This is a genomic window from Candidatus Limimorpha avicola (assembly GCF_056978975.1).
The window spans coordinates 66,523-92,898 of the sequence record NZ_DBMCYK010000005.1; the positions used below are offsets into that span (position 1 = coordinate 66,523).

The 26,376-nt window shown below is 38.6% G+C and carries 22 protein-coding genes and 5 tRNA genes; 5 read left to right on the forward strand and 22 right to left on the reverse strand.

Annotated elements, in window-relative coordinates; all coding sequences use genetic code 11:
- Nucleotides 1–15: 15 nt before the first annotated feature.
- The 12 genes from rplK to rpsU all read right to left on the reverse strand — a co-directional run bounded on the left by rplK (nucleotide 16) and on the right by rpsU (nucleotide 4,804).
- Complete coding sequence (rplK, locus tag ACZOVS_RS03800) at nucleotides 16–459, reverse strand: 50S ribosomal protein L11 (RefSeq protein ID WP_483995902.1); 444 nt, start codon at nucleotides 457–459, stop codon at nucleotides 16–18.
- 44 nt (nucleotides 460–503) lie between these two features.
- Nucleotides 504–1,052, reverse strand: coding sequence for a transcription termination/antitermination protein NusG (gene nusG / locus ACZOVS_RS03805; protein WP_483995903.1), 549 nt, complete (start codon nucleotides 1,050–1,052; stop codon nucleotides 504–506).
- A gap of 56 nt (nucleotides 1,053–1,108) precedes the next feature.
- The gene (secE, locus tag ACZOVS_RS03810) at nucleotides 1,109–1,300 is read right to left on the reverse strand and encodes a preprotein translocase subunit SecE (protein ID WP_483995904.1); all 192 of its coding nucleotides are present in this window, start codon (nucleotides 1,298–1,300) and stop codon (nucleotides 1,109–1,111) included.
- A 21-nt stretch (nucleotides 1,301–1,321) separates the two neighbouring features.
- Nucleotides 1,322–1,394: transfer RNA gene (locus tag ACZOVS_RS03815), tRNA-Trp, on the reverse strand.
- 55 nt (nucleotides 1,395–1,449) lie between these two features.
- Nucleotides 1,450–2,640, reverse strand: a complete 1,191-nt coding sequence (gene tuf / locus ACZOVS_RS03820; protein ID WP_483995905.1) for an elongation factor Tu — start codon at nucleotides 2,638–2,640, stop codon at nucleotides 1,450–1,452.
- 44 nt (nucleotides 2,641–2,684) lie between these two features.
- Nucleotides 2,685–2,756 (reverse strand) — tRNA-Thr (locus ACZOVS_RS03825).
- An 8-nt stretch (nucleotides 2,757–2,764) separates the two neighbouring features.
- Nucleotides 2,765–2,837 (reverse strand) — tRNA-Gly (locus tag ACZOVS_RS03830).
- Between the two features lie 11 nt (nucleotides 2,838–2,848).
- Nucleotides 2,849–2,930 (reverse strand) — tRNA-Tyr (locus ACZOVS_RS03835).
- Nucleotides 2,931–2,955: 25 nt separating this feature from the next.
- Nucleotides 2,956–3,029, reverse strand: a tRNA-Thr gene (locus ACZOVS_RS03840).
- Nucleotides 3,030–3,178: 149 nt separating this feature from the next.
- Nucleotides 3,179–3,475 (reverse strand): HPF/RaiA family ribosome-associated protein, encoded by a 297-nt coding sequence (locus ACZOVS_RS03845; protein WP_483995906.1) that lies wholly within the window; start codon nucleotides 3,473–3,475, stop codon nucleotides 3,179–3,181.
- A gap of 33 nt (nucleotides 3,476–3,508) precedes the next feature.
- Entirely contained in the window at nucleotides 3,509–4,420 is a 912-nt protein-coding gene (locus tag ACZOVS_RS03850) for a tyrosine-type recombinase/integrase (protein WP_483995907.1), read from the reverse strand.
- A gap of 186 nt (nucleotides 4,421–4,606) precedes the next feature.
- Nucleotides 4,607–4,804 carry a 30S ribosomal protein S21 gene (rpsU, locus tag ACZOVS_RS03855; protein WP_483995908.1) on the reverse strand — a complete coding sequence of 66 codons (198 nt, stop codon included), beginning with the start codon at nucleotides 4,802–4,804 and terminating at the stop codon, nucleotides 4,607–4,609.
- 176 nt (nucleotides 4,805–4,980) lie between these two features.
- Here rpsU and ACZOVS_RS03860 point away from each other — a divergent pair, with 176 nt between their 5' ends.
- Nucleotides 4,981–5,667 (forward strand): cell division ATP-binding protein FtsE, encoded by a 687-nt coding sequence (locus ACZOVS_RS03860; protein WP_483995909.1) that lies wholly within the window; start codon nucleotides 4,981–4,983, stop codon nucleotides 5,665–5,667.
- Here ACZOVS_RS03860 and ACZOVS_RS03865 read toward each other — a convergent pair.
- On the reverse strand, nucleotides 5,664–6,779 hold the full coding sequence (locus tag ACZOVS_RS03865; RefSeq protein WP_483995910.1) for a glycosyltransferase family 4 protein: 1,116 nt from the start codon (nucleotides 6,777–6,779) through the stop codon (nucleotides 5,664–5,666). The two genes, ACZOVS_RS03860 and ACZOVS_RS03865, sit on opposite strands and share 4 nt — an antisense overlap.
- The gene (locus tag ACZOVS_RS03870; protein WP_483995911.1) at nucleotides 6,772–7,887 is read right to left on the reverse strand and encodes a glycosyltransferase; all 1,116 of its coding nucleotides are present in this window, start codon (nucleotides 7,885–7,887) and stop codon (nucleotides 6,772–6,774) included. The genes ACZOVS_RS03865 and ACZOVS_RS03870 overlap by 8 nt, the downstream gene beginning before the upstream one ends.
- Nucleotides 7,888–7,973: 86 nt before the next feature.
- Here ACZOVS_RS03870 and murB point away from each other — a divergent pair, with 86 nt between their 5' ends.
- The gene (gene murB, locus ACZOVS_RS03875; protein WP_483995912.1) at nucleotides 7,974–8,987 is read left to right on the forward strand and encodes a UDP-N-acetylmuramate dehydrogenase; all 1,014 of its coding nucleotides are present in this window, start codon (nucleotides 7,974–7,976) and stop codon (nucleotides 8,985–8,987) included.
- Nucleotides 8,988–8,991: 4 nt separating this feature from the next.
- Here murB and ACZOVS_RS03880 read toward each other — a convergent pair whose 3' ends face one another.
- The 5 genes from ACZOVS_RS03880 to ACZOVS_RS03900 form a co-directional block, all read right to left on the reverse strand.
- Nucleotides 8,992–9,903, reverse strand: a complete 912-nt coding sequence (locus ACZOVS_RS03880; protein ID WP_483995913.1) for a dihydroorotate dehydrogenase — start codon at nucleotides 9,901–9,903, stop codon at nucleotides 8,992–8,994.
- Nucleotides 9,897–10,658: a dihydroorotate dehydrogenase electron transfer subunit gene (locus ACZOVS_RS03885; RefSeq protein WP_483995914.1), complete on the reverse strand. Its 762-nt coding sequence runs from the start codon at nucleotides 10,656–10,658 to the stop codon at nucleotides 9,897–9,899. The genes ACZOVS_RS03880 and ACZOVS_RS03885 overlap by 7 nt, the downstream gene beginning before the upstream one ends.
- Before the next feature lie 96 nt (nucleotides 10,659–10,754).
- Nucleotides 10,755–11,195 carry a DUF5606 family protein gene (locus ACZOVS_RS03890; RefSeq protein ID WP_483995915.1) on the reverse strand — a complete coding sequence of 147 codons (441 nt, stop codon included), beginning with the start codon at nucleotides 11,193–11,195 and terminating at the stop codon, nucleotides 10,755–10,757.
- A 210-nt stretch (nucleotides 11,196–11,405) separates the two neighbouring features.
- Nucleotides 11,406–12,245 carry an SDR family NAD(P)-dependent oxidoreductase gene (locus tag ACZOVS_RS03895; protein ID WP_483995916.1) on the reverse strand — a complete coding sequence of 280 codons (840 nt, stop codon included), beginning with the start codon at nucleotides 12,243–12,245 and terminating at the stop codon, nucleotides 11,406–11,408.
- Nucleotides 12,227–13,045, reverse strand: a complete 819-nt coding sequence (locus tag ACZOVS_RS03900; RefSeq protein ID WP_483995917.1) for an SDR family NAD(P)-dependent oxidoreductase — start codon at nucleotides 13,043–13,045, stop codon at nucleotides 12,227–12,229. Before ACZOVS_RS03900 ends, ACZOVS_RS03895 begins: the two co-directional genes overlap by 19 nt.
- Nucleotides 13,046–13,413: 368 nt before the next feature.
- Between ACZOVS_RS03900 and ACZOVS_RS03905 the strand changes: the two genes are divergently transcribed.
- The 3 genes from ACZOVS_RS03905 (at nucleotide 13,414) to ACZOVS_RS03915 (ending at nucleotide 17,959) form a co-directional block, all read left to right on the forward strand.
- Nucleotides 13,414–14,871 (forward strand): aminoacyl-histidine dipeptidase, encoded by a 1,458-nt coding sequence (locus ACZOVS_RS03905; protein ID WP_483995918.1) that lies wholly within the window; start codon nucleotides 13,414–13,416, stop codon nucleotides 14,869–14,871.
- A 286-nt stretch (nucleotides 14,872–15,157) separates the two neighbouring features.
- Complete coding sequence (rpmH, locus tag ACZOVS_RS03910) at nucleotides 15,158–15,304, forward strand: 50S ribosomal protein L34 (RefSeq protein ID WP_483995919.1); 147 nt, start codon at nucleotides 15,158–15,160, stop codon at nucleotides 15,302–15,304.
- A gap of 225 nt (nucleotides 15,305–15,529) precedes the next feature.
- Nucleotides 15,530–17,959 (forward strand): C25 family cysteine peptidase, encoded by a 2,430-nt coding sequence (locus ACZOVS_RS03915; protein ID WP_483995920.1) that lies wholly within the window; start codon nucleotides 15,530–15,532, stop codon nucleotides 17,957–17,959.
- Between the two features lie 97 nt (nucleotides 17,960–18,056).
- Here the strand turns inward: ACZOVS_RS03915 and porV are convergent, their stop codons facing one another.
- From porV to porU (ACZOVS_RS03930), 3 genes are all read right to left on the reverse strand, one after another.
- Nucleotides 18,057–19,304 carry a type IX secretion system outer membrane channel protein PorV gene (gene porV, locus ACZOVS_RS03920; RefSeq protein WP_483995921.1) on the reverse strand — a complete coding sequence of 416 codons (1,248 nt, stop codon included), beginning with the start codon at nucleotides 19,302–19,304 and terminating at the stop codon, nucleotides 18,057–18,059.
- A gap of 74 nt (nucleotides 19,305–19,378) precedes the next feature.
- A complete protein-coding gene (porU, locus tag ACZOVS_RS03925) occupies nucleotides 19,379–22,780 on the reverse strand; it encodes a type IX secretion system sortase PorU (RefSeq protein WP_483995922.1) in 3,402 nt (1,133 codons plus the stop codon).
- A 17-nt stretch (nucleotides 22,781–22,797) separates the two neighbouring features.
- Nucleotides 22,798–26,247: a type IX secretion system sortase PorU gene (gene porU / locus ACZOVS_RS03930; RefSeq protein WP_483995923.1), complete on the reverse strand. Its 3,450-nt coding sequence runs from the start codon at nucleotides 26,245–26,247 to the stop codon at nucleotides 22,798–22,800.
- Between the last annotated feature and the right edge of the window lie 129 nt (nucleotides 26,248–26,376).

Sequence of the window (26,376 nt, forward strand, 5' to 3'; positions counted from 1 at the left end):
ACAAACGCTTAAGACTTAGTCTTTTTTTAAAGGTGATTCGCCTGTAATCTTCACACCCATACTACGAGCAGTGCCTGCCACCATGCTCATTGCAGATTCAATTGTGAAAGCGTTCATATCTTTCATCTTATTCTCTGCTATAGCACGTACAGTATCCCATGTCAAAGAGCCAACCTTAGAACGGTTGGGTTCTTTTGAACCTTTGGAAATCTTTGCTGCTTCGAGTATAGAGACAGCAACAGGGGAAGCTTTTACAACAAAATCGAACGACTTGTCCTTATAGACCGTAATAATTACCGGAAGAACTTTACCGGCCTGGTCTTGGGTACGAGCATTGAATTGTTTACAAAACTCCATAATGTTCACTCCCTTAGAACCCAAAGCAGGTCCTACAGGAGGTGAAGGATTAGCGGCTCCTCCTTTGATTTGCAGTTTAATTAATCCGCTTACTTCTTTCATTTTAAATTCTTATAAAAAGTTAAATGAAACATTAATCACACTCACTATTCTCTTTTTACTTGGAAATAACTAAGTTCAAGAGGTGTTTTGCGGCCGAAGATTTTCACCATAACCTTGAGTTTTTTCTTCTCTTCGTTAACCTCTTCTATAATACCGCTAAAACTACTGAAAGGTCCGTCGTTAACCACAACAGTTTCTCCGACTATAAAAGTAAGGTCGCTTCCCTCGCCTGATTCCGCAAGTTCATCAACTTTTCCGAGTATTCTGCTCACTTCCTCACGGCGTAGCGGGTCTGCCTCACCTTTTGTGCCAAGAAATCCCAAAACATTAGGTGTATTTTTTATGACATGACTGACCTCACCATTAAGGACGGCTTCAATAAGAACATAGCCGGGAAGATAATTTCTTTCCTTGCTGATTTTCTTACCGTTACGTACCGAAAAGACCTTTTCTGTTGGAATCAGCACTTGTGAAATCAGACCTTGTAAATCGGCACGACGTGCAATTTCAGCATCGAGATATTCCTTTACCTTTTTCTCTTTGCCACTAACTGCACGAACAACATACCATTTCTTTTCGTTCTGTTCACTCATCATAATAAGTATTAAAAAATAGTTGAATGACGATTAGTTAGATCAAACAACTTTTGTTAGAAAATACGATAAAAATTCTCCAACAAAACTTCAAAAGACTTATCCATCATATAAACCACTATTGCGATTATCAGGGAAGCAATGGATACGACGATAGCACTACTTTGGAGTTCTTTCCAAGTCGGCCAGCTAACTTTTTCAACCAACTCGGTGTAACATTCTTTGATGTAGTTTATAAACTTTTTCATATTGTTTGAACTGTTTTAAAGCACAGGCGGAAGGACTCGAACCCTCAACCAATGGTTTTGGAGACCACTACTCTACCAATTGAGCTACGCCTGTAAAATAAGGGCACCCTACTCCGAGGAATAGCAAGCGCCCTTAATTATTTATTATATCAATCGTCTATAATTTCAGTAACCTGACCGGAACCTACTGTACGACCGCCTTCACGGATAGCGAAACGGAGACCTTTATCCATAGCTATCTCGGAGATGAGCTTAACGTCTATTGTAACGTGGTCGCCAGGCATAACCATTTCCATTCCTTCAGGAAGAGTAATCTCACCTGTGACATCAGTTGTTCTGAAATAGAACTGAGGACGATATTTGTTTCTAAACGGTGTATGACGACCACCTTCATCTTTTGAAAGGACATAGACTTCACCTTTGAAGTGGTTGTGAGGTTTAATTGAACCCGGTTTTGCTATAACCATACCACGACGGATTTCGTCTTTGTCGATACCACGGAGGAGGAGACCTGCGTTATCGCCGGCTTCACCTTCGTCCAAAATCTTACGGAACATCTCAACACCTGTAACTACTGATTTCAGTTTCTCTGCACCCATACCGATAATATCAACAGGGTCACCAACTTTAATGACGCCGGTCTCGATACGACCTGTTGCAACTGTACCACGACCTGTGATTGAGAACACGTCTTCTATTGGCATCAAGAACGGTTTATCAATAGCTCTTTCCGGCTCAGGAATCCATGTATCGCATGCGTCCATCAACTCATCAATGCAAGGGGTCCATTTCGGGTCATCATTCAATGCACCGAGTGCTGAACCTCTGATAATAGGAGTATTATCGCCATCGAATTCATATTTGCTCAACAAATCTCTGACTTCCATTTCGACGAGTTCCAACAACTCTTCGTCGTCAACCAAATCAACTTTATTCAAGAAAACAACCAATCTCGGCACACCAACCTGACGGGCGAGAAGGATATGTTCACGTGTCTGAGGCATAGGACCATCTGTTGCAGCAACAACAATGATTGCGCCGTCCATTTGGGCAGCACCGGTAACCATGTTTTTAACATAGTCAGCATGACCGGGACAATCAACGTGTGCATAGTGACGTTTCTCTGTCTGATACTCTACGTGAGCTGTATTAATAGTAATACCTCTTTCTTTCTCTTCCGGAGCAGCGTCGATTGAATCAAATGATTTGAACTCTGCCAAACCTTTATTCTGCAAATGTTTGGTAATAGCAGCAGTTAAAGTAGTCTTACCATGGTCAACGTGGCCAATAGTACCAATATTGACGTGCGGTTTGGATCTTTCAAATTTTTCTTTTGCCATAACTTATTTTACTTAAGGTTAAATATTCTATTAAAATCCTACAGAGCCAGCGACGAGAGTTGAACTCGTGACCCCTTCCTTACCAAGGAAGTGCTCTACCACTGAGCTACGCCGGCATTCTATGAGCGGAAGACGGGGCTCGAACCCGCCACCTAAAGCTTGGAAGGCTTTCGCTCTGCCAAATGAGCTACTTCCGCTTGTTTTTTTGTGGGGGAGGGTGGACTCGAACCACCGAACTCATCCGAGGACAGATTTACAGTCTGTTGCAATTGCCACTATGCGACTCCCCCATTTTAATTATCACGAAATTACACGAGCCGGTGGAGGGATTCGAACCCCCGACCCCGAGATTACAAATCACGTGCTCTGGCCAACTGAGCTACACCGGCATCATGTTTAAGAACAATACAGACCCCTTCACTTCATCTGAAAGGGTCTGCAAAAATACTCATAATTCTTGAATCTACAAACGTTTTCTCAAAAAAATTTACTATTTTTTTAATTTAATTTATATTTCACTGATAATCAATATGATAAATTACACTTCCGCTTTATTCTTATATTTCTCCAATTGTTTTTTCAATGCATCTATTGCAATATCAGTCGCTTCTTCAAACGTTTTACTCTGCTTGCTCGCATATAAATCGTTACCTTTTAATATTATTCTAATATCCGTTATCTTATTCTCCGGAACTTCAGTGTTTTCCAATTTCAATGTCACCTCAAAGCCTATGATATCTGCATACTTCGCACCTATCTTCTCCAACTTTTGCGTGATGAAATTTTCTAACTTCTTGTCAGCCTTAAAATGTACTGCATTAATTGTAACTTTCATGTTAACCTCCTTATTTTTAGAGTTATTATTTTATCAATCATCATTATGATGACTTCTGTTCATATTCTTTTCTCCCAAAGGGTGTGCCGACTCATATACTTCTCTTAATCTTTCTATACTGTTGTGTGTATATATCTGTGTAGAACCAAGACTGCTATGTCCCAACAATTTCTGTATCGCTCTGATATCAGCACCCTCATTCAACAAGTGTGTTGCAAATGTATGCCTCAACACATGCGGGCTCTTTTGTTCTATTGTCGTCACTCCCATCAAAATGCTATTAATTACCCTATATACAAAAGTCGGGCTCATCATTTTTCCTTTGTCATCTACAAATAATAAAACGTTATTTTCATTAGAAAATTGTTCATTTCTCAACTTTTGATAACGTATTATCATCGACAAAAGTTCTTCACTTATCGGTATTATTCTCTCTTTGTTTCTTTTACCAATGACTCTTATATTTTTCTTCGATTCATCAATATCATCATCTTTAAGTTGTCGCAATTCTGCCTGTCTCATACCTGTCTGATACAACATTTCGAATATGAGTTCATTTCTTCTTACCTTAAAATCATCACCTTCTTCAAAATTTACATTTTCCATTTCACGTTCCGAAACAAATTTCGCCACCTCTCCCGGTTGTTTCAGCGACTTTATTCCCTGCAAAGGAGACACTTCCAGCAAGCCTTCTCTAAGACAATATTTATAGAACGACCTTAAACTCGACAATTTTCTGTTGATGCTTCTATTTTCCATACCACTATCTTTCAAAAAAACCAGATAAGATCTTACCATAGATGTATTTGCATTACACAAGTCATCTATGGCATATATATTAATAAGGTATTGAAGAAATTGGCACAAATCTCTTTTATAGGCAGCTGCAGTATGCCCGGAATATCGCCTCTCCACAATGACATATCGAATAAATCGGTCTATCATATCTTGTCTTTTGTAGCGTCAAAGATAAAATTTATTTTTCATATATACAACACCATATTCTTAATTTTTCACTAAAATATCAATATTTTTATTTGACTTCACTCTACATCGACATAAAAAAAACTTTGTCCCATGACTGAAACAAAGTTTTTCCGATAATATTCTTGCAAAAAACGCAACAAAAAATCAATTGTTTTCTTCTGCCTGACGTAACTGCTGAACGTAGATAGCCTTCAAACGTTGTTCACGTTTTACAACTGATGGTTTCGTGAATTTTTGACGATTACGCAATTCTTTAACCACACCGGTTTTCTCATACTTTCTCTTGTAGCGTTTCAGAGCACGATCAATGCTTTCGCCTTCTTTTACAGGAATAATAATCATGTTAAATACTCTCTCTTTCTTTTAATTGTTAACAATAAAATATCGGGCGCAAAATTAGTGTTTTTTTTAACGCACTACAATAATTTACAAAAATATTTTTTACACAACATTTTGTTATTCTTATTATTCCAAAATTCATCAAAATTTCCCGTCAGTTTCAGTAAAAATATTTATCTTTGGAAAAAATTATCATAATGGCTGATGAATCGGTAATAAAAATTGAAAAAGCCTCGATATATCAAGGCAACAAACTGATACTCAACGATATAAATATTACAATCAATAAAGGTGAATTTGTTTATCTGATAGGCAGAACAGGCAGTGGCAAATCGTCATTACTAAAGACCCTATATGCCGATATCCCGGCAAAGAAAGGTGTTTTCATCATTGCCGGATATGACCTTACTGCAATAAAAAAGAAAGACATTCCCTTTTTAAGGCGTAAGATAGGCATTATTTTTCAAGATTTTCAGTTGCTTTTCGACAGGTCTGTAGAAGACAATTTGTCGTTTGTTTTAAAAGCCACAGGCTGGACTGACGACAAACTCATCGACAAAAAAATCGACGAAGTGCTCAAACTTACCGGACTGCTCGACAAGAAAAAGAACATGCCATACCGACTTTCCGGAGGAGAACAGCAAAGTCTTGCCATAGCACGTTCGTTACTCAATGACCCGGAAGTGATAATAGCCGACGAACCTACAGGCAATCTCGACCCTGAAACGACAAACGATGTAATGATGCTATTGACAAAAATCAACAAAGAAGGAAAAACAATACTCATGGCGACACACAATTACAATCTGATTCGCAAGTTTCCATCACGTATCATTCGTTGTGCGGATGGCAAAGTCACTGATTAAAACAACAACTGCAACAATTTGTCCGTTGTAGCGGCAAGGTTATAAAATTCTGCCATTTTTTTCTTTCTATGTTCAATTTGTTCATCATCGAAGGTCTGCTGCATCAACCTGAATACCGTTTCTCTTAATGACTCCGCATCATCAACCTGAAACAACAATCCATTCGTTTCAAGACCTTCCACCATTTTGTCGTTGACAACACAGAATCTGCCATTAAACAAAGCATTCAATAATTTAAGTTTCAATCCTGTAGATTGGGCAGTCACCAAAATATTGACATGAGCATTTCTTATGAGGTCCTGCATGGCATCGTCGTCCGGACTTTCTATCAGTTCCACGTTAGAAATGCCTGCAATCTTTTGTTTAAGAAACTCGGGAGGATTCTTTCCAGCTATTTTCAAAATAATATCGGTATTCTTGAACACCTCTACAAGAAATGCAGCAGCATCATAATTCTCCGATACCTCAAGATTACCATGATAAAGCACAAAGTCGCCCTTTCCTTTCATAATATCGACAGTATCGAAAGCATTATATGCCGTTATCAATGACACCTTATCAAAATGTTCGGCAAAATGTTCATAATCTTTGGGAGAAATAGGCAATATTCCGTCTGCTTTGGCAAGCACCGATTCAAAACGGCTTAATTTACCGGCCTCCAACAACAAAAACATTCTCTTTTTAAAATTCTTCTCCGTTTTGGCAAGATATCTATAGTACTCATGTTCCACATTATGTGTCCTGACAAATATTTTACGATCAGCGACAGTGTCATCAAGAAGGACATCACAGGAATGCAATCCCTCGAGCAAGATATTATGGTTATCTTTTTTTAAATTCTCCAACAAAGCATCAGAATGACGGGAACATACGATATAGGGCTGTTGTCTCAACAACAAAGAAGCATTGGTTTTTCTTTTATAATAATTCACCGAATAACATATATCTTCTAAACATTCAGCCGGTTGTCTGCCATATTCAAAACAATGGAGATGCACTTTGACTCCGCGTTCCGACAGAGCCTTCACTTTATAAAATACATCTATCACTCCTCCATAATTGGCAGGATACGGCACATCGAACGACACTATATGTAAATGATTATCAGACATATTTCTTATAAACAGACATCAAAATCTTCTCTTCATTCTCCCAACAAAGATTCTCAGCTGCAAATCTAAGATTATTTTTCCATTTAGCCAAACGTTCTTTATCCGACAAAGCACATTTCACTGTTTCAGCTATAGTTAGAGGTTCATGATTTTCAATAAAAGTACCTATGTCATAATCTCTGACAATACGTTCAATTTCAGGCAAACGGGAAGATATCACAGGAACGTTGGCCTGGATATAGTCAAATAGTTTATTAGGGAGACTGTATCTGTAATTAAGATTGGTATCCTTGTCGAGAGTAAATGCCAAATCTGCAAGTTGAGTAATAGACATCATTTTCGCATAACTCATACGCGGGAAGAAACGCACTCTGTCTTCCCAATGATTATCAGCGACTTTATCTTTCAACAATGGCAAAACATCGCCTCCACCAATAATTACAAGTAAGCAGTCATCGAGATATCCCATTGCCTCTACGAGTTCTTCGGAGCCTCTTTCTATATTGATGCCAGAACCCTGCAACACCAATATATGTTTATCATCATGCAGTTGCAATGATTCACGAGTGGCAGGCTCCGGCAGCATCTTGCGCATAGGAATATTTCTTACCACATAAACTTCAATACCATATTTATTTCTGAAAAGATCGGCTATTGACTCGTTAACGGTAATCATCTCCTTCATTTTAAAAAGCACATATTCTTCTATGGTGCGCCACACCTTTTGTACTTTGGGACGATTCACCAACTCAGGCACTTCGGTAAAATACTCATGACTGTCGTAAATCAACGGAACATTTTTCAATTTAGAAATCCAAAAATTGGGCAGCAAGGTGTCCAAATCATTTGACAAAAGGCAATCAGACTTATGAAAAAGCAGAAACAAAAACAATCTTATATTATATTCCGCATAAAACAAAGGACCTTTTTCAAAAAGTAGTTTCATTCGGCAGCATTGGTACGGGCGTTCATCCATAGCAGGACTTTTGCGCTGTTTTCTTCCTACAAGAAGCACATCAAATCCTGTTTTCATTAATGTCAAACAAGACTTATTGACACGTTGGTCTGTCACCAAGTCATTGATTACCGATACTATAACACGTTTCAAATTAAACCAAATTATGTTTGATAAAATTACATATTTTTATATTAACATGACAAAAAATATCATATTTTTGAAAATAAAAAGAACTGATGGAAAAAGACTTTTCATTGCTTGAATACAACACTTTCGGTTTTAATGTCACAGCGAAATATTTTTTAAGAATAAACGACACGAAAGAACTAACGGAAGTCATAGACAATGAAGCATATAGCTCTTCGCGCAAGTTTATACTCGGAGGAGGAAGTAATGTTTTATTCAAGGACGAGTATTTTGACGGAGTGATAATACATCTCGACAACAAAGGCATTAAAACATTGGAAGAAGATGCCGACAAAATCAAAATCAGGGTTTGCGGAGGTGAAATATGGAAAGACTTTGTAAATCTCACAGTTGCCAAAGGTTATTATGGGTTGGAGAATCTGTCGGACATACCGGGAAGTGTAGGAGCATCGCCTGTACAAAACATAGGAAGCTATGGTGCTGAAGTAAAAAACTGCATACATCAGGTCCATGCCATTGACATAAATAACGGCAAGACATATACATTCAACAATAATGACTGTCATTTTTCATACAGGAACAGCATTTTCAAGACGGAAGAATACAAAAGATTTCTCATATACAGTGTAGATTTCATGCTTCAGAAGCGTGGCACAGTACGCACCGATTATGGTAACATAAAAGACTTTCTGATGCAGCGAGGGGTAACGAGTCCTTGCATATCGGATGTTGCAAATGCGATAAAAGAGACGAGAGCAAATAAATTACCCGAAGTCGGTGTGATAGGCAGTGCCGGCAGTTTTTTTCAAAACGCCATTGTAACACAAGAAGTTTTTGACAGACTCAAATTTAAATATCACGACATTCCATCATATCCTGAAACTGACGGAAGAGTCAAGATTCCTACCGGATGGTTCATAGAAAAAGCAGGCTGGAAAGGTCACCGAGAAGGGAATGTAGGAGTATGGGACAAGCAAGCTCTCGTACTTGTTCATTACGGCAAGGGCAACAGCAAAGAATTGCTGGCACTCATGAGCAAGATACAAGACAGTGTCAAGAAAAAATTCGGCATAGATATACAGCCGGAAGTCAATATCGTTTAGCACCTTACTGCTGTAATGCGCCGGTAAGGTCGCTGACATTGGCAAAGCCGTGACGTTCACAATATTCCACGATGCCGCGAGCCACTTTTACAGAAATGCCAGGGTCTATGAAATTGGCGGTACCTATTTGTATTGCCGAGGCACCGGCGAGCATAAACTCCACGGCGTCCGTTGCCGATGATATGCCACCAAGACCTATGACGGGAATCTTCACTGCCTTATACACCTGCCAAACCATACGCAATGCCACAGGTTTCACGCAAGCGCCCGACAGCCCGCCGGTCACCGTTGACAACTTGGGACGGCGTGTCTCCGCATCAACAGCCATACCGAGCAAGGTATTGATAAGCGAAAGAGAATCAGCGCCACAAGACTCGGCTGCCACGGCAATCTCAGCTATATTGCCGACATTGGGAGACAACTTGACAATAAGATGTTTTTTATACGCCTTTCTCACCGCTGTCACCACCTGTTGTATGCCGGCACAAGTAATGCCGAATGCCATTCCTCCCTGTTTCACATTGGGACAGGAGACATTAAGTTCTATAGCCGGGATATTGTCGAGTTCATTAATCTTTTCCGCCGCTGCCACATAATCGTCAATGGTAGAACCCGACACATTGACTATCATGTTAGTCTTTATATCTTTTATGGCAGGATAGATATGTTGCACAAAATAGTCCACGCCTTTATTTTGCAGTCCCACGGCATTAAGCATGCCTGAAGGTGTCTCTGCCATTCGCGGATAAGGATTACCCTCTCTATGATGTAGTGTAGTACCTTTTACCACAATACCACCGAGGTCTTCAAGATTGATAAAATCAGCATATTCCAAGCCATAACCGAAAGTACCGGAAGCCGTCATCACCGGATTTTTCAGCGTCAAGCCGTCAAGTTTAATAATCTCGTTCACCATAACAGTTTATTTATATTAAAAACCGGGCCTTCCTTACACACACATACGTTACCGTCAACTGTATTCTCGACGCAACACAGACAAGCACCCAAGCCGCAAGCCATCATATTTTCCAAAGACACCTCGCACCAAATATTTTTCATCTTTGCCATCCCGGCCACAGCCTTCATCATCGGGAGAGGTCCACAAACATAACACCTGTCGAAACTACTTTCATTCCACAGACTGTGCTGAGTAACAAAACCTTTCTCACCGAAAGTACCGTCATTCGTTGTAATGAACACCTCACCTATGCCATTATATTCTTCAAGTCTCACAAGGTCTTTTGCAGAACGTCCTCCTAACAGAAACACCGGCTCAACATCATTTTCTTTCAATTTCTTACCAAGATACAACAAAGGAGCCATGCCAATGCCACCTCCCACAAGAAGCACTTTATCACCTTTATTTGCAATAGTAAAACCCTTACCAAGCGGCCACACAACATCTATATCAGTACCTTCTGTCAATGCACCCAACGAACATGTTCCCTCTCCTATCTCCTGAATCAGAAAGCTAACAGTATTACTTTGATAGTCAACATCATGAATAGATATGGGACGACGAAGATAAACATTTGGATTATTTTCAACACGCATCTGAACAAACTGCCCTGCTGTAATATCCGGCAAAGGAGCGTCTCCTCTCAACAGAAAAAACACCACATTGCCATAACATTTTTTAGTAATGATTTCAAGTTTTGATATTGTTTTCATATTTCCATAATAAAGTTTTCAGAAAGGTCACCACATTATGAGACCGTATTTCTAATACGACGACTATCGAGAATATCAACAGTAATACGTCATTATTTATTCTTCAGTTTTATTATCTTTCTCATCTTTTTCTTCTTTCTTCTCTTCTATGGTAAAATCCAAGACACCCTTATCATTAAGAAGCTGATACCACTGGAACACTTTCTTCATATCGGAAAGATAAACAGAGTCCTCATCATATTCAGGAAGAACGAGCATAAATTTTTCCTTCAGTTCCACGGGAGAAACTTTTTTAGGGTCGAAGCCAATATTGTCGCCTAATTTCTCATGAATACTCATAAAAACCTCTTTCAACGGTTTGTCGTTATCAGTGGTAAATATGCTTATTTCTTCAAGTGAACTTATTTTATCATTAGCAAAAGCAGGAGAATGTTTTCCATCGAGCAATGACTCTATTATAATCTTACCTCCACCTTGTGACTTAATTAAAAACAAACCCGGTTTACCGGATACTGCAACAACTTTACTTAAATCCATACTACTAAAATTTTTCGGCAAATATACGACATTTTTAAAAACATTGTCAATTTTTGTCACCATACGGGAAAATACTCAGCATATTTTACCCATATACATTATAATATACTCAACATGAATCGAATTACAATTATTGTATCACTTACTAAAAGCGAGTGATCTAATTATCAACATTAACATTTAAGAGAGATATCACACAACAGCTGTTTTTTACAGCATATTCAGGGTAAAACCCTTTTCGGCAAGCAATTGTACTGTCATATCCCACAACTTATCAATAAAATGATGTTTATGATATTTATCAGACAACGCTGAAAATTTATCACCATGGTACAGCAAGCCGTTTCTTTTTGAGAACAGAGCATTACATGCAGGGACGGCTGCCTTTTCCGGTTTCTTGCACAATGGTCTGAACAAAACATCAGCCAAAGGGTCGAACCATCTATTCATCCTTATCATATCAGAATTTACAACGCCCGGGTCTGTCATATTCACATGTCCGTGATTCAACATCTTTGACAGCTTCAACGTAAAGAGCAACAGTGCATATTTTGAGTTGGCATAATCATGCAACTGTCCGTATTTATCTGGGTTAAAATCAAACAGCGACTCATCAACATCAGCCATATAACGAGTAAGAGATACAGTATTTACAATATTAAAATCTTCTGACATGTGAGGAATCAAAAGACAAGTAAGTAAAAACGTAGCTACATAATTAACACCTACAGTTGTTTCCAAACCGTCTTCAGTTAGAGAAAAATCACGACACATCACGCCTGCATTATTAAGTACAGCATCCGGTTTGACTGTTTCTTTTTCCATCATTCGGACAAAATCTGCCACAGATTTCAGAGACGAGAGGTCGAGATACATCACTCTAATGTCAATGTCATCATAACGAGACAACAAGGAGGAGCGCAATAATTCACCTTTATTTATATTACGACATGCAAGGACCAGGTCACAATGACGTGATGCCAAAGAATCAGCCACAGCAGAACCTATAGCGCCGGTAGCACCTGTTATTATCACCTTAGTTTTTTCCATATAGCATAAATGATTTTTTTAGGAATCAAAGAAAGGAAAGGGGGCAGCAAAACATTCATAAGTCCCGGCTGAACGACACGTTTTCTTTTGAAAGCACCTAAAAGAGCCTTATGTACAAGCCATTCCGGTGTAGCAATTATTCCCAAACGCACACCCAAACGAAGCAGGTTTTGACTCAAACGGTACAATGGCGTTGCGACAGCTCCGGGACATACTGTGGTGACATTCACCCCGCCACCTCTCATCTCATAATAATATGCCTTGCCAAAATTAAGAAGATAAGACTTCGTAGCTGAATATATAGTAATGCCGGGATATGGCAAACGAGCCGCCATAGACGACATATTGATAATATATCCGAAGCCTCTGTTCTGCATATCATCACCGAAAAGACGACACAGACGGGTGGGTGTAACAATATGAAGTTTCAACATAAGTTCCATTCGGGCATCATAATCCTTATTCAACTCATGAAAGAAAAACATGCCGGCATTATTAATCAGGATATCTACCGTCATTTCATGAGAGTGACAAAAAGAGAAGACATCATCAGCGGCTGTATCAAGGGCAAGGTCTTGAAAAAGCGATAACACTTCAACATTATATTTTTCCCTGATAATATCAGCCACATCATCGAGTTCTTTCTGCTGGTTACTCACAATAATCAAGTTACAGCCCAACGATGCCAAAGTCTCGGCATAAACCTTACCAATACCGGAACTCGCACCGGTAACAAGAGCCGTAGGTACATATCCACATTCACGGCAAATCTTGTCAAATTTCTTTTGCAGAATACGCATAAACATCATTTCACGATACAAAGATACGTTATTTTAATGTGATTTCATATTCACACTTAAAAAACATATAACATAATGTACGACAATACTTATTTCATCATAAAAACATTAAAGAAGTGACAAAATTTTTCTAAAACACAGTAAAGATTCAAAAATAATGACTATTTTAGCGAAAATTTTATAAAATATGGCATAAAATGTAATATATTTCTTGAGAAAAGATACCTTTTCATAATTAAGGAATATCAAAACGCTGAAAAAATTCTGTAAAAGCGTGACGAAAAGAGATGACGCGCAACAAATAAGTACATATCACGTTTTATGTTAAAAAAAGAAAGAAAAACGACAACAAATAAAAATCTGTTAAAATGAATAGTATTAAAGATTTGGAACCGAATGGCGTATGGAAGAACTTTTACAGTTTGACACAGATTCCGCGTCCTTCGAAGAAAGAAGCAAAAGTCATTGCATTCATGAAAGCCTTTGGAGAAGGTTTAGGATTAGAGACCATTGTTGATGCTGTCGGCAACATCATCATCCGCAAGCCTGCCACTCCGGGTTATGAAGATCGTAAGGGAGTCATTTTACAAGCACACCTTGACATGGTACCTCAAAAGAATGCCGACACTGTGCACGACTTCGAGAATGATCCCATAGAGACTTACATTGAAGACGGTTGGGTAAAGGCAAAAGGCACCACCTTAGGAGCCGACAACGGTGTCGGAGCTGCTGCAGCGATGGCAGTTTTAGAGTCAAAGACATTGGAACACGGTCCTATTGAAGCGTTGTTTACCATAGACGAGGAGACCGGCATGACAGGAGCCAACGCATTGGAATCAGGAGTGTTGAAAGGAGATATCCTCATCAACATGGATTCCGAGACTGAAGGCGAGTTGTATGTAGGTTGTGCAGGAGGCATTGACACTGTAGGAGTCTTCACCCCTACCATGGAAGCCGTAGGAGAAGGCTTGAAAGCGTATCAACTGATAGTGAAAGGACTTAAAGGCGGGCATTCTGGCATGGACATCAATCTTGGACGTGGCAATGCCAACAAATTCATGAACACCTTATTATACAGATGTACCGAAAACTTCGGATTACGTCTCGCCACTATCAACGGAGGCAGCTTGCGCAATGCCATTCCTCGTGAGTCATTTGCCACTGTCGTAATTCCAGCTGACAAAGAGAATGAATTTTTAGCATATATACCGGAATTTGAAGCTGTTGTCAAGGAACAATTTGCAAATACCGAGCCTTTCTTGAGCATCACCGCAGAGCCGGCCGAGATGCCCAAAGAAGTCATTGACATGAATACACAAAAGAATCTCATCGAAGCTATAGCTGCATATCCCAACGGTGCTTTAGGAATGTCGAAAGATTTTGAAGGCACTGTAGAGACCTCATCAAACCTCGCAATAGTGAAGACTGAAGGCAATGAAATCATGACAGCCTCATTGCAACGAGGTCTTGTAGATGCAAAGAAAGACGAACTGGCAGCACAAATACGCAAGTTACTCACAGAACATGGTGCAAAAGCAGAATCATCGGGAGAATATCCGGGCTGGCAACCTAACATCAACTCCCCTATTCTCAAGACCATGCAGAAGGTTTACAAAGAAAAATACGGCAAAGAGCCTAAAATCATGGTGATACATGCGGGATTGGAATGCGGCATACTCGGCTCGAAATACCCGAACTGGGACATGATATCCTTCGGTCCTACCCTTGTATTTCCGCACTCTCCAGACGAAGCTCTTAAAATAGAAACAGTGACATTATTCTGGGATTTCCTTTCAGAGACATTAAAGAATATCCCTAACAAATAATTTTTATTCATAATTTCATGACTTTGTAATTGTCTCGATTATCTTGACAATTACAAAGTTTTTTTTACACTTTTCTTTGAAAACAAGTCAACAATAAGGGTAAAACAAGAGATACGAACATAGTTATATAGTTGCATTTTTATCTTATCACAGATATAAATACATAAAAATCAGCAATTTATATATTTTTAGTTTTTTTACTCAAAAAGTTTTTAAAAAACAAAAAATTTACTATCTTTGCGGCTCGAATAAAGGAGTTTTTGAAAGACAATAAATTCACAAGAAAATGAAACGCACATATCAACCTTCAAACAGAAAACGCAGAAACAAGCACGGTTTCAGAGAAAGAATGGCAACAGCCAACGGTCGTAAAGTTTTAAAGGCACGTCGTGCTAAAGGAAGAAAAAAACTCACCGTATCTGACGAGTATTGATTCGGCATTGCCGTACCTATAGATTTATTTAAGGTTAAAAAAAGAGACAACGTTGTTGTCTCTTTTTTTACGTCATCAAACAGAAACCAATAATTCTTCCATCACATACAATTTAATCTCCAGTCAAGGCGAAGCATAAAGAAAAACATATTTTAACATATTCCTTACCACATTATTTCGATACAACATCTCATTTTAAAGCAAGTTATTCGTATATTTGCATCTATGAGAAAAATATTTTTCAGACAGTTCAACATTTTAGTCTTGATGATGGTGGCATTTATCATCTTTTCGAATAAATGTCATTGTCAAAACGTCATGTATTACAATCATCCGAAAGATGGGTTTTACATAGAAGAAAGCAAAGACCGTCAAATAGTTATACGACATTACATAAAAGAAGTACGAATCAACAAGAAGTCGATTGACGGCTGCGACGGAGACGTAATCGGAATCAATAACATGACATTGCCAAGCGAGGTAGGAACACCCAATTTGCCTGCAAGCAGCCGGTATATTACAATACCCAAAGACTGCAGCAACTTTGATTTTGAGATATATTATAATGACAGTACTATATTCTCCGATATAGACATTTTGCCCGCCTCACCATTGAAATTGGATACCGAATCAGATGAAATAACAGTTTATAAAGACAGTTCCATATATAAAAACGATATTTTTTATCCCGACAAGTTACTGGAAATATCAAAACCGGTAAGTATTAGAGGTTTGGATTTGATTCTTTTAAGCGTGACGCCATTCAGATACAATCCTGTAAAACATCAACTGAAAGTTTATCACGACATAAGCATAAAACTACATTTCAACAATGGAAAGAACTATTGTCTTGAAGACAGATTTAGAAGCAGAGAATGGGACAATATACTGAAAAACATGATTTTAAACTATAATATCATAGATGAATATGATTATGACAAAAGAAATAATCTTCGTGCCAAAGGATTATTAAAAGGTTGTGATTATCTTATCATTACTGCTGATGATGAAGAGATGATAAGTTATGCAGACACTTTGAGACGTTTCAGGGAAGAACAAGGCATTGCGACAGAAGTCATAAATATAGATGACATAGGTAATCATCCGGATTCCATACGACAGTTTCTAAAAAACATATACGACAATTACGATATTGTACCTTCTGCAGTGCTTATATTGGGAGATTATCCTGCCGGCAGCGGCATCGGCGTCACTACTTTTGCCATGGATGACCATCCGGGAGGCATGCAATACGAGCCTTATCTTACTGACAACAGACTTACCGACTTCAACAACGACGGACTTCCGGAAATTGCAGTAGCAAGGATGCCGGCTGCCGACGGCAATGAGGCAGCCGGCATGATATATAAAGTTATCAATTACGAGAGACACCCGTATGATGATGCCTCATATTACGACAGCCCTGTCACTGCCATGGGTTACGAAGAATCGCGGTGGTTCCAGTTATGTTCTGAAGTAGTCAACGGTTTTTTCAGTGGTATTGGCAAGCATCCGAGACGTATCAATGCCATACACAGCGGGACACCTTCAGATGTATGGTCAACGGGACAAAATACTGAAACGGTAGTGCAATATTTCGGTCCGGAAGGCTGCGGATATATCCCATCAACCATGGCACATCTTGAAGACTGGAACGGTTCATCGCAAGATATTACCAACGCCATTCAGGAAGGGACTTTCATTATTCAACACCGTGACCATGGCACTTTCAAGACATGGGGCGAGCCATATTATTCCACCGATCTTATCCGTCAACTCGACAACGAGAGACTTACTTTTGTAATGTCAGCCAATTGCATGACCGGAGACTTCGGCTTCGGTTATGGCGATGATGACTGTTTTGCAGAACGTTTCATGCGTAGCGAACACGGTGCCGTAGCAGTGATTGGAGCATCCCAGGCATCATATTCCTATGTCAACGACACATACGTTTGGGGTTTTTATGATAATCTGTGGAACGGTTTTCTTCCAGATTACGGTAATGAACAATCTGATTTTCAACGTCCTGCATTTGCCAATGTAGCAGGGAAATATTATCTCAACCAATCGTCGTGGCCATATAATCACAGTTTCAAAAGAATAACATATCAGTTATTTCATTATTTCGGTGATGCCTATTTTCAACTTTTCAGCGAGAAGCCCAAATATCTGACAGTGTCACACAACGACAGTATCCCATACGGAGTCTATTCTACTGCTATCAAAGCCGACCATGAAGCAGGCATTGCCCTTTCCGTCGATGGCAATCTCATTGCCACCGCACGCGGGACAGGAGACTACAACACTGTTGTATTCACGGCACAACCGGCCGGCAGTGTCATCAAAGTAACCGTCACAAAACAAAACCATTACAGACACGAAAGCTATATCCATGTCATGGAAGACCCTTATTCCGACATACAAGACTCAAACAATACGAGCATATTCCCGAATCCGGCAGATAACAACATAACCGTTAAAGGCAATTTTGAAGATATTAAGATTACAAACAGCATGGGACAGACAATATTTCACTGTACCATAAACGACAACAGCCTCACAATCGACTGTTCTCAGTGGGCAGATGGAATATACATTTTGTTGGCAAGACAAACTGACGGAAAGATAATATCAAAAAAGTTCATCATACAATAGTGCTCGACACAACAATACAACAATTCACATCCGAAAAAAAGAGGTGTGACGATTTTGAATTGTCACACCTCTTCATTAACACCTTTTTATATCATTATTAATTCGAAGATGGCGTTCTTTCAAGTTTAGTATTACTACCCCATTTATCTATACAGAATATCAAATCGAAGCGCAGAGTACTCTCCAACGGGTTAGTGCCGGAGGTAGCGGTATTGTTAACAGGGACGAGGTATGATACGTCAAGACCAAAAACATTATAACGCAAGCCTGCGCCGAAAGTAAGATAGCGACGGTCGCCTTTCATTTTAGCCTCATGGAAGAAACCGGCACGCACTGTAAACACTTTATTATACCAATACTCAGCTCCAACGCTCAAAGTGAATTCTTTCATTTCTTCTGAAAATCCGCCCGGAGCATCATAAAATGACTGAATAATACCCTGTACCAATGAAACATTATCATCCATTCCTTCAAATATAATAGGATAGCCTGAAGCATCGAGTGAATCCGTACCGGAAGCTGTTTTCAGATAAACAGGAGGTGTAGGCACCAACAGTTTGTTAATATCCAATGAGAAAGCCAATGAATTATAATCATCGATATCAAGTTTAATACTTGGTCCGAAACGCAAGTTAGTAGGAATAAAATCCTTACGAGTATTTCCGGAATTATAAGTCATCTTACTGCCAATGTTGGTAATGGCGACGCCCCATGATATCTCAGCATCTATACTGTTAAACCAATATACAGGTCTGTTATAATAGACACCTATATCGGCAGCAACGGAAAAAGCAGGTTTTGTATAATCAATAATACCTTGAGTAAGATTAGAATAAATAAAACGTCCTGACACGGCACCTGAAATATAATTGCCAAGTTTACGGGAATATGCCACATCAATAGCCCATTCATTAGGAGAATAAGTACCAAGGTCTTCATTATTATCTGAAGTAAAGTTGATATCGCCCAAACTAAAATAACGTACTGTAGCTGCCACTGTTGACATAGGACTGACACGTTTTGAAATAGCGAGATAAGCAATATTCATATCCGGAACGAGTTGTCTAAGCCAAGGGCTATATGCAAGACCGACAGAGAAGTCATCTTCGATAAAAGCATATTTAGCCGGATTCCAGTGCATGGAGTAAACGTCAGGAGTTGTTGACACACCACAATCACCCATACCCGCAGCACGGGCATCGGGAGCTATCATCATAAAGGGCACAGCGGTAGAGATGACATTATAATCCAATCTTCCCAAAACATCAGGTACCTCTTGTGCCTTAATGCCGAAACTCATCGTCAGCAACATAACGAGAGCAAATAAAAATCTTCTTTTCTTCATAATATAACGTACATAATATACTCTGCAAATAACGTACTTTTTATTCAATTATTATAAAAAATATTAAATAAAATCTATTTCACCACCATCATACGCTGATTTGTTATCCAGACATTGTTTTCAACATCTTTCAAAATAAATCTGTAAACATATACTCCTGTATTCAACTGAGCACCTCCCTCAACATTGCCGTCCCAATACAATGAATTGGTGCCTGAAGGCAAGTTGGGGTATTCTAATTTTGCGACCTTGCGTCCTATAACATCAAAAATCTCAATAGTAACATCAAAAGACACATCTGTCTTATTATAATCGAATTCAAAATAAGTATCACCATTAAAAGGATTTGGAGTATTGATAACACGAGCCAGACGCGGTTTTATGACGGCTGCATCAACAACCACTTCAATAGTCTTTTCAGATACATTGTCATGTGTATCCCATGCTTTTACAGTAAAACGATGCAGTCCGTTTTCAAGGCAAGTAAAAGTTTTATTTACAGAACCTCTTGTAAAATCATCAGCAGCCGGCTCAAAATTTGAATTCAGGTTTTCATAAACCACTTCAGAAGGACTTTCATGAATAAGAATCACATCTCTACCTATAGAAGAATCATAATGCATGACACCCTGCGGGTCATAAAAAGCGACCGACAGTGTACCACCTGAGTCAGGCATGTCAGTCCACTCACATTCTATCTCAGGACCTGAGTCATCGATATTTACGTCGGCAACACCGTCAACAAACAAATCTGCAAAACAACCATTTGCCATTACATCCCGCACGGTATCAACAGCATAAAAGCTTATCCTCGCATTATTACCTTGAAAATTAACACTTCTCGGTATGTTAAAAGAGATATCGAAAGACCCATCTATTATTGTTGCTTTTCCTTCAAACAACACATCTTTATAACATGAATAGTCATGTGAACCTGAGCCTTCATTATTCAATGTTGAATAATTAGATTTATTGTCAAACATCTTGACATAGACATACCCATTAAACGACACATCATGAATGTCATAATCATTAACTACACCTTTAATATTAACATTTTCCATTGCTTTCACCACGTTCAACTCGTTAACGGGAGCATCATTAAACGAAGTAATCTCAATATCATGAGAAGGATAAGCAAATTTCAATGCCGGGTCGCCCAACAACACATAGCATAGATAACCAGGTCTGCTGTTACATATTTTTTTTGTCTCGCGGACAAAATCACCGAAGCACTTATCTCTGATAGCATTTTGTTTAAACAAGACCGTAAAGAAGTTTCTAGACAAGATGCCGTTATCGGAACTTTGGGTAGGACGTGTTGTTGTCAACATAGCTATAGCTCCGCCATTAGGGTTAGAAAACATTTTTTCGCCTGCCGAGATAAATGTAGGATCATCGAATTTGCTAAACTCACAGGTACCGGTGTGCATAAAAGTAAGTTTATCGAAATTGGACAGTTTCACTATATCGCTATCGAGCAACAGTTGTTCGGCTGTCAATCCCTTAACGCCGCCATGCCCCACATAAGAGATTATAAGTTTACCATTCTCGATACTTTCCAACAAGTCGGCAGTAGCCTCAGGATATATATATCCGGAAGATGTTTTTTGACGCACATAAGAATCCTCATAAAGTTTGTCAATATTCATGGCAGGGCACAAAGTATCTATATTACGTTCCATATAGTCGCAGGTACGGGCATAATCCCTCGCCCCGTCGTCTGCGACAAACATCATGGAAGTTCGCCACATCTCATTGCCATAACCTGAAGTTTCTATATAACGTTTTATTTTTCTCACGGCAGCATCGGCATCTTCAACATCGACTGCAGGTATTCTGCCAATACCTATCTCCACGTCGCCGTCACAGTCCAATCCTTCATTCTCCCCAAACATTCCAAAATAATCATCAGTAACATAAGATATCACCTCATTATATGTATCCCATGCCTCGTATGGCGGAATGAAATTCACACCATAACCGAGGATATTTTTATAATCGCTATTTCCACGACCAAAAAGAAGAAGATATTTAAAGGCATCCGTTCTTTTATATATCATCTTCAAGAAGTTACGCAAGCCGGAAACATCCGGAGTTCCTGTAGAAAATTCATTATATACTTTTTCGATATCCACCACAACAGAATTGAGACCGTCGTATTGTTCATGAATTGCTGCTATCTCTCTTGCCTGCGACATAAAAACAGTTGGCGCCACAATGACCATCTCTGCATAATCTATAGAATGAAGATTCTGATTATCAATCTTCATAACAGATTCGACATTAAGATAATCCTTACTATCGACGAGGAGAAAGCGACGGTCGATAACAGAACTCATCCGCAACTCCAAGCCTCCGGGAAGCATTGAAAATTCCATGACGTTGGGATTCATAGAATTTGACACATCAAAAAGAGTCAAATCGCCATAAGCATCATCAACAAAAACAGAAGTGACAGCATCGGCGAATTGTCCTGCATAAACAGGAAACAATACAGGTTCGCCATGATAACGAAGACTCCTCCATACATTAAAAGTAAAAAAATCCACATATACAGTAGAGGCATCGCTTTGCGACAAAACATCCAATGTCACACTTAGAGTATCACTATCAAGGGTAAAATCTCCAAATACATCAACCTCATAACCAAAAACATGGTCAACTCTCTGATTTATTCTAAGACTATCGAAAACAACCTTATCATTAATTTTTATTCTTGCATAAAAACGTTCATTTAAAGAACTGCCAACGAGATTAAATCTCGCAAAGTTAGTACTATCTGCAATAACATCACGAAACACAAAATCAAAAGTCTTGGTTTTTCCATCAACACCCGACACCGATTCTCCAAACCATCTTCTACCTTGTTTATAATAATTATCCAATTCATTTTCATGATAGCGTAAATCTAAAAACTCATTGACTACATTACCGGCAGGTATTTGTTCCTGAGATATAACAGGCATTCTTTTTCCATCTTCCAAAGACTCGACATTCAAAAAATAATATGTAGTATCAGAATAAAAATTAATTTGGTGACAATAACCTCCACGGCTGTAATCAAATTTCCACTCCACTTGGTTTTGGCCATAGAACAATATGCAGTCATTTTCATCAAATGAGCCATCATCTTCACCATTAACTATAATACTTATTTCAGACAAGTCGTCATAACAACCTTCAGAATTATTTTCAGGCAGCATACCCGGATAATTGCCGTAAATGGATATTTTTTTAGGATTCAATGTATTAGGTTGAATTCCCATATCCAGCAAGTCTTCATAAGTGATACGATAAATACCATCTTTTGTCACGCCCAACTTATACCATGAGCCACTGTTCAGCACAGATTCATTTTTAAAAGATTGAGCTTCAAGAACTTTCACAGGGGAAACACACAGTACAGCCATAACGATCAAGCATATTAGACATACGCCGTCATATTTCAGATATGATTTTCCAAATAACTTCATCAATATATACGAATACATTATCTCGATATTATAAGTTTAGAATAACCTATCATGGTTTCCTGCCGTTCATTTGTTACGGTAACATTATAGATATAAATACCAGAAGGCAACATCGCTCCATTATCAGAGCAGCCATCCCAATAAATCGGTTCTATTCTCAAGGTAGAACCATAACGTGATTCTTTTATGGTACGTACCAACTGTCCTTTTATATTATAAATCCTTATTACTATTCCTATCTCGTTATCTTTCTGGTTATGTTCAAAAACAAAAGAAGTACTTGTTTTCATAGGATTAGGATAATTCATCAAATTATCCAATGATATATTGGAACTCTTTACCACATTGAATGTCAATTCTTTTGTTGTAGAGTTATTGTATATGTCCCACACTCTGAATTTCAAATAATGCACTCCTTCATTAAGATTATAAAATTTATAAATCACATTACCATAAGAATCAGTATTCAAAGGATATTCATAATACTGGTTAAGGTTATAAGTTTTATTAGTTGCACCCGTAAGTTGTACTGTAATATCATGGCCAATGCCGGCGCCTGTAGTATTTATTCCGTTAGTGTCTTTAATATAAGCATAAAACACCGGATTTTCATTAGTTTTCATACCATTTACAAAGAGAGTATCGTCAATAAAGATACGAGTTTCAGGACCGGACTCATCAGGTATTGCAGTATTATCATAACCACCAACAATGATATTAGAAGAGATACCTATTGCATCTTCATAGTAGTCAGTAGCATAAAAACTTATCAAACCCTTTCCATAACTGTAATTTATATCTTTGGGAACAGTAAAATTTACAGTAAACAGACCATTTACCACTTCTGTTTTGCCATTGAAAATAAGACTGTTATTTATTTTAAAACTTGTCTGGGGGCTGTCTGACCCTTGAGTTTGCACTTCATTTTCCTTATCATAGACACTAACATAAACAATACCATTGAAATCGTCCATGACATTGCCTGAATAATCTTTTACTGCACCTTTCATACTGACCTGTTTCAAAGCTTTCAGAGTATCTATTCCATCTTCAACAGAAATATCGTTGACAGAGAGCAATTCAATATTATTTTCAGGATAAGCGAGGTGCAAGGCCGGATCACCGAAAAAGACATAAAGTTTAGTATTGCTACTACTATTCTGTTTGGCCGCGAGGTAAGCATCTCCGAGTCGTGGCATTTGTCCGTCCGGTTCTCTATCGAACAGTTTTCTATAAAATCTATAGAGGAGCAACTGGCTTGGAGAAGACTGCGCCAATCTGGCTGTTGTCACCATACTAATAGCGCCACCGTGTTCATTAAGATACAGGTATTCACCGGCAGAGGTACGTGTATGGTCGTCGAAACGCGAAAACTCACAGGTAGCAGTGACGACAAGCGGCAACATGTCATAATTTTGCAATCCATTAATATCTTCGAGAGTCAAAATTCTCTCGTCAGCCCATCCCACCTCTCCTCCATGACCTATATAATTTATTATCAAAGAGCCTCTTTCAAAACGATTAGTGATAGCCTCATTAGTCTCAGGAGAACGTTGTCCATTGGAAGTAGCGACTTGTGTATAAGCCGGCAAATAAATCTTGTCAAAAACCATCTCCGCACCCAAAGCCTTTACGGTATCTTGTATTCTTTCCGACAATGTCAAAAATGAATTGCTGTTCTCTTCATCATCACAAATCAGAGTCATCATATTGCGCCAGTTTCTCATATTTTCCGTTCCTTTAGAGATATATGACTCTATTTTATTTACCATTTTCTCAGCTTGTTCGGAAGTAGATACGGGGATACGACCTATGGCTATATCACAAATTGATGATGTGTCTTCCATATTGCCTTCATTATCATCGATACAGACGAAAAAGTCGTCTGTAACTTTAGAAGAAGCCATATTACAAGAAGCAACAGACTCGTATGTAGGAACGAAACAAACCTTACCGCTTTTGTTGCGATAATCGTAAGAAGCATCACCGAAAAGCAAGACATATTTCAATTTATGTCCGGCAGAACTCCTGTCATGCAGCATTTTAATATAATCGCGAATAGCCGCGATATCGAGAGCGCCACATGAAAACTCATTGTAAATAACATCAGGAGTGACAATATCAATAACGAGGTCGTCGATAAGGGCATGCAATTCTTTAAGACGTTGAGCCTGTTGATAAAAATCAGGGTGAACAATAATAAGATAATCAATATCTCTTTTGGCATGCAAGTTTTGATTTTGAATCTCTCCTACATACTTAGGAGCGTAAAACGACTGTCCGTTAAAAGCAATAAATTCATTATCAATATCGCCATTGACTTTAAACTTAAGAGTAGAAGATTGTATGTCTGCATTCAGTCTGACAGGTTCGACAGGATTAGTGACATCCCACACTTGGACATTACCGGAAACATTAGACATAACATATTCATACACAGAAGATGCGTCATTACATTCCGGGTTACGAAATGACATCATCGAGCCGCTGAAAACCAAATTGCGCCATGAATTAACCTCAATATAATCAAGCCAGCCTGTAGATGACGACATAGTGCGAGAATATGTCAATTCCAAAGAAATATCGGAGCTGACCGCATTAAAAGATATTACATTTGTAGATTTGTGCAATGCATAGTCATAATTACTGTTACTGATAGAATTAAAACTCAGTCTATCAATAAGTTCTCCTTTATATTTCAAAGAGAAGTAAGCAGTTGAAAAGTTGCGTGAAGCCACTTCCATCCTAAGTTTAGATGGTTTTGAAGTATTGATATCAGGAAAAGAAAAGTCATAATTGCGAGACAGCACTATATCAAACAAGTCGAAATACCATGTCTTACCCATATTATTGAGGTTATACAAGTCTTCTTCCACCACTTTACCATCAAGAAAAACAGTATTTTGTATTGTTGAGCCTGTCGGTTCTTCAGCATATTGCAGACGTTTTCCTTCGCCGAGATCAAAATTAAGGAAAGCAAAAGAGTTCTCCGAATACGGATTCTTGACATGTTCATAAAAAGCGTTTGAAGAATCGTATTGCCAAACCACAGGACCTCGAGCATAGAACAGAATATAGTCATTCTCTCCAAACTTCTCATTACCGGAAGATACAAAAACAGGAATCTCGACAAGGTCATCGTAACGAGGTTCCGAATTAATGACAGGTACCAAACTTCCGCCATTATGATAAATCCTGATATTCCGGGCATTTATAGAAGCAACGGGGATACCCCATGACACCAAGTCGGAATATGTAATTTTATAGATACCGGTTTTATCCAAAGCAATTTTATACCACTTCCCTGAAGAAAGAACCGAATTATCTGAATATTTGGCATCATTGGCATCTTTTACCACCTTATTAATAACCAATTGTTGTTCCTGTTGAGTTACAAAAAGAGTATCCTCAAGAATTAAATGGCTGATAGCATCACTTATTGTTTCATCATTTTGAGAAAATGCCATATTATGAAACAAAAGCAGAAAAAGCAACAAACAGTGAAATAAAGTTTTTAAAAGTATATTTAATCGAACCATATATGTATTCTTCTTTTGAAAATAAAAACGCAAATATAACCATTTTTATTGTAACAG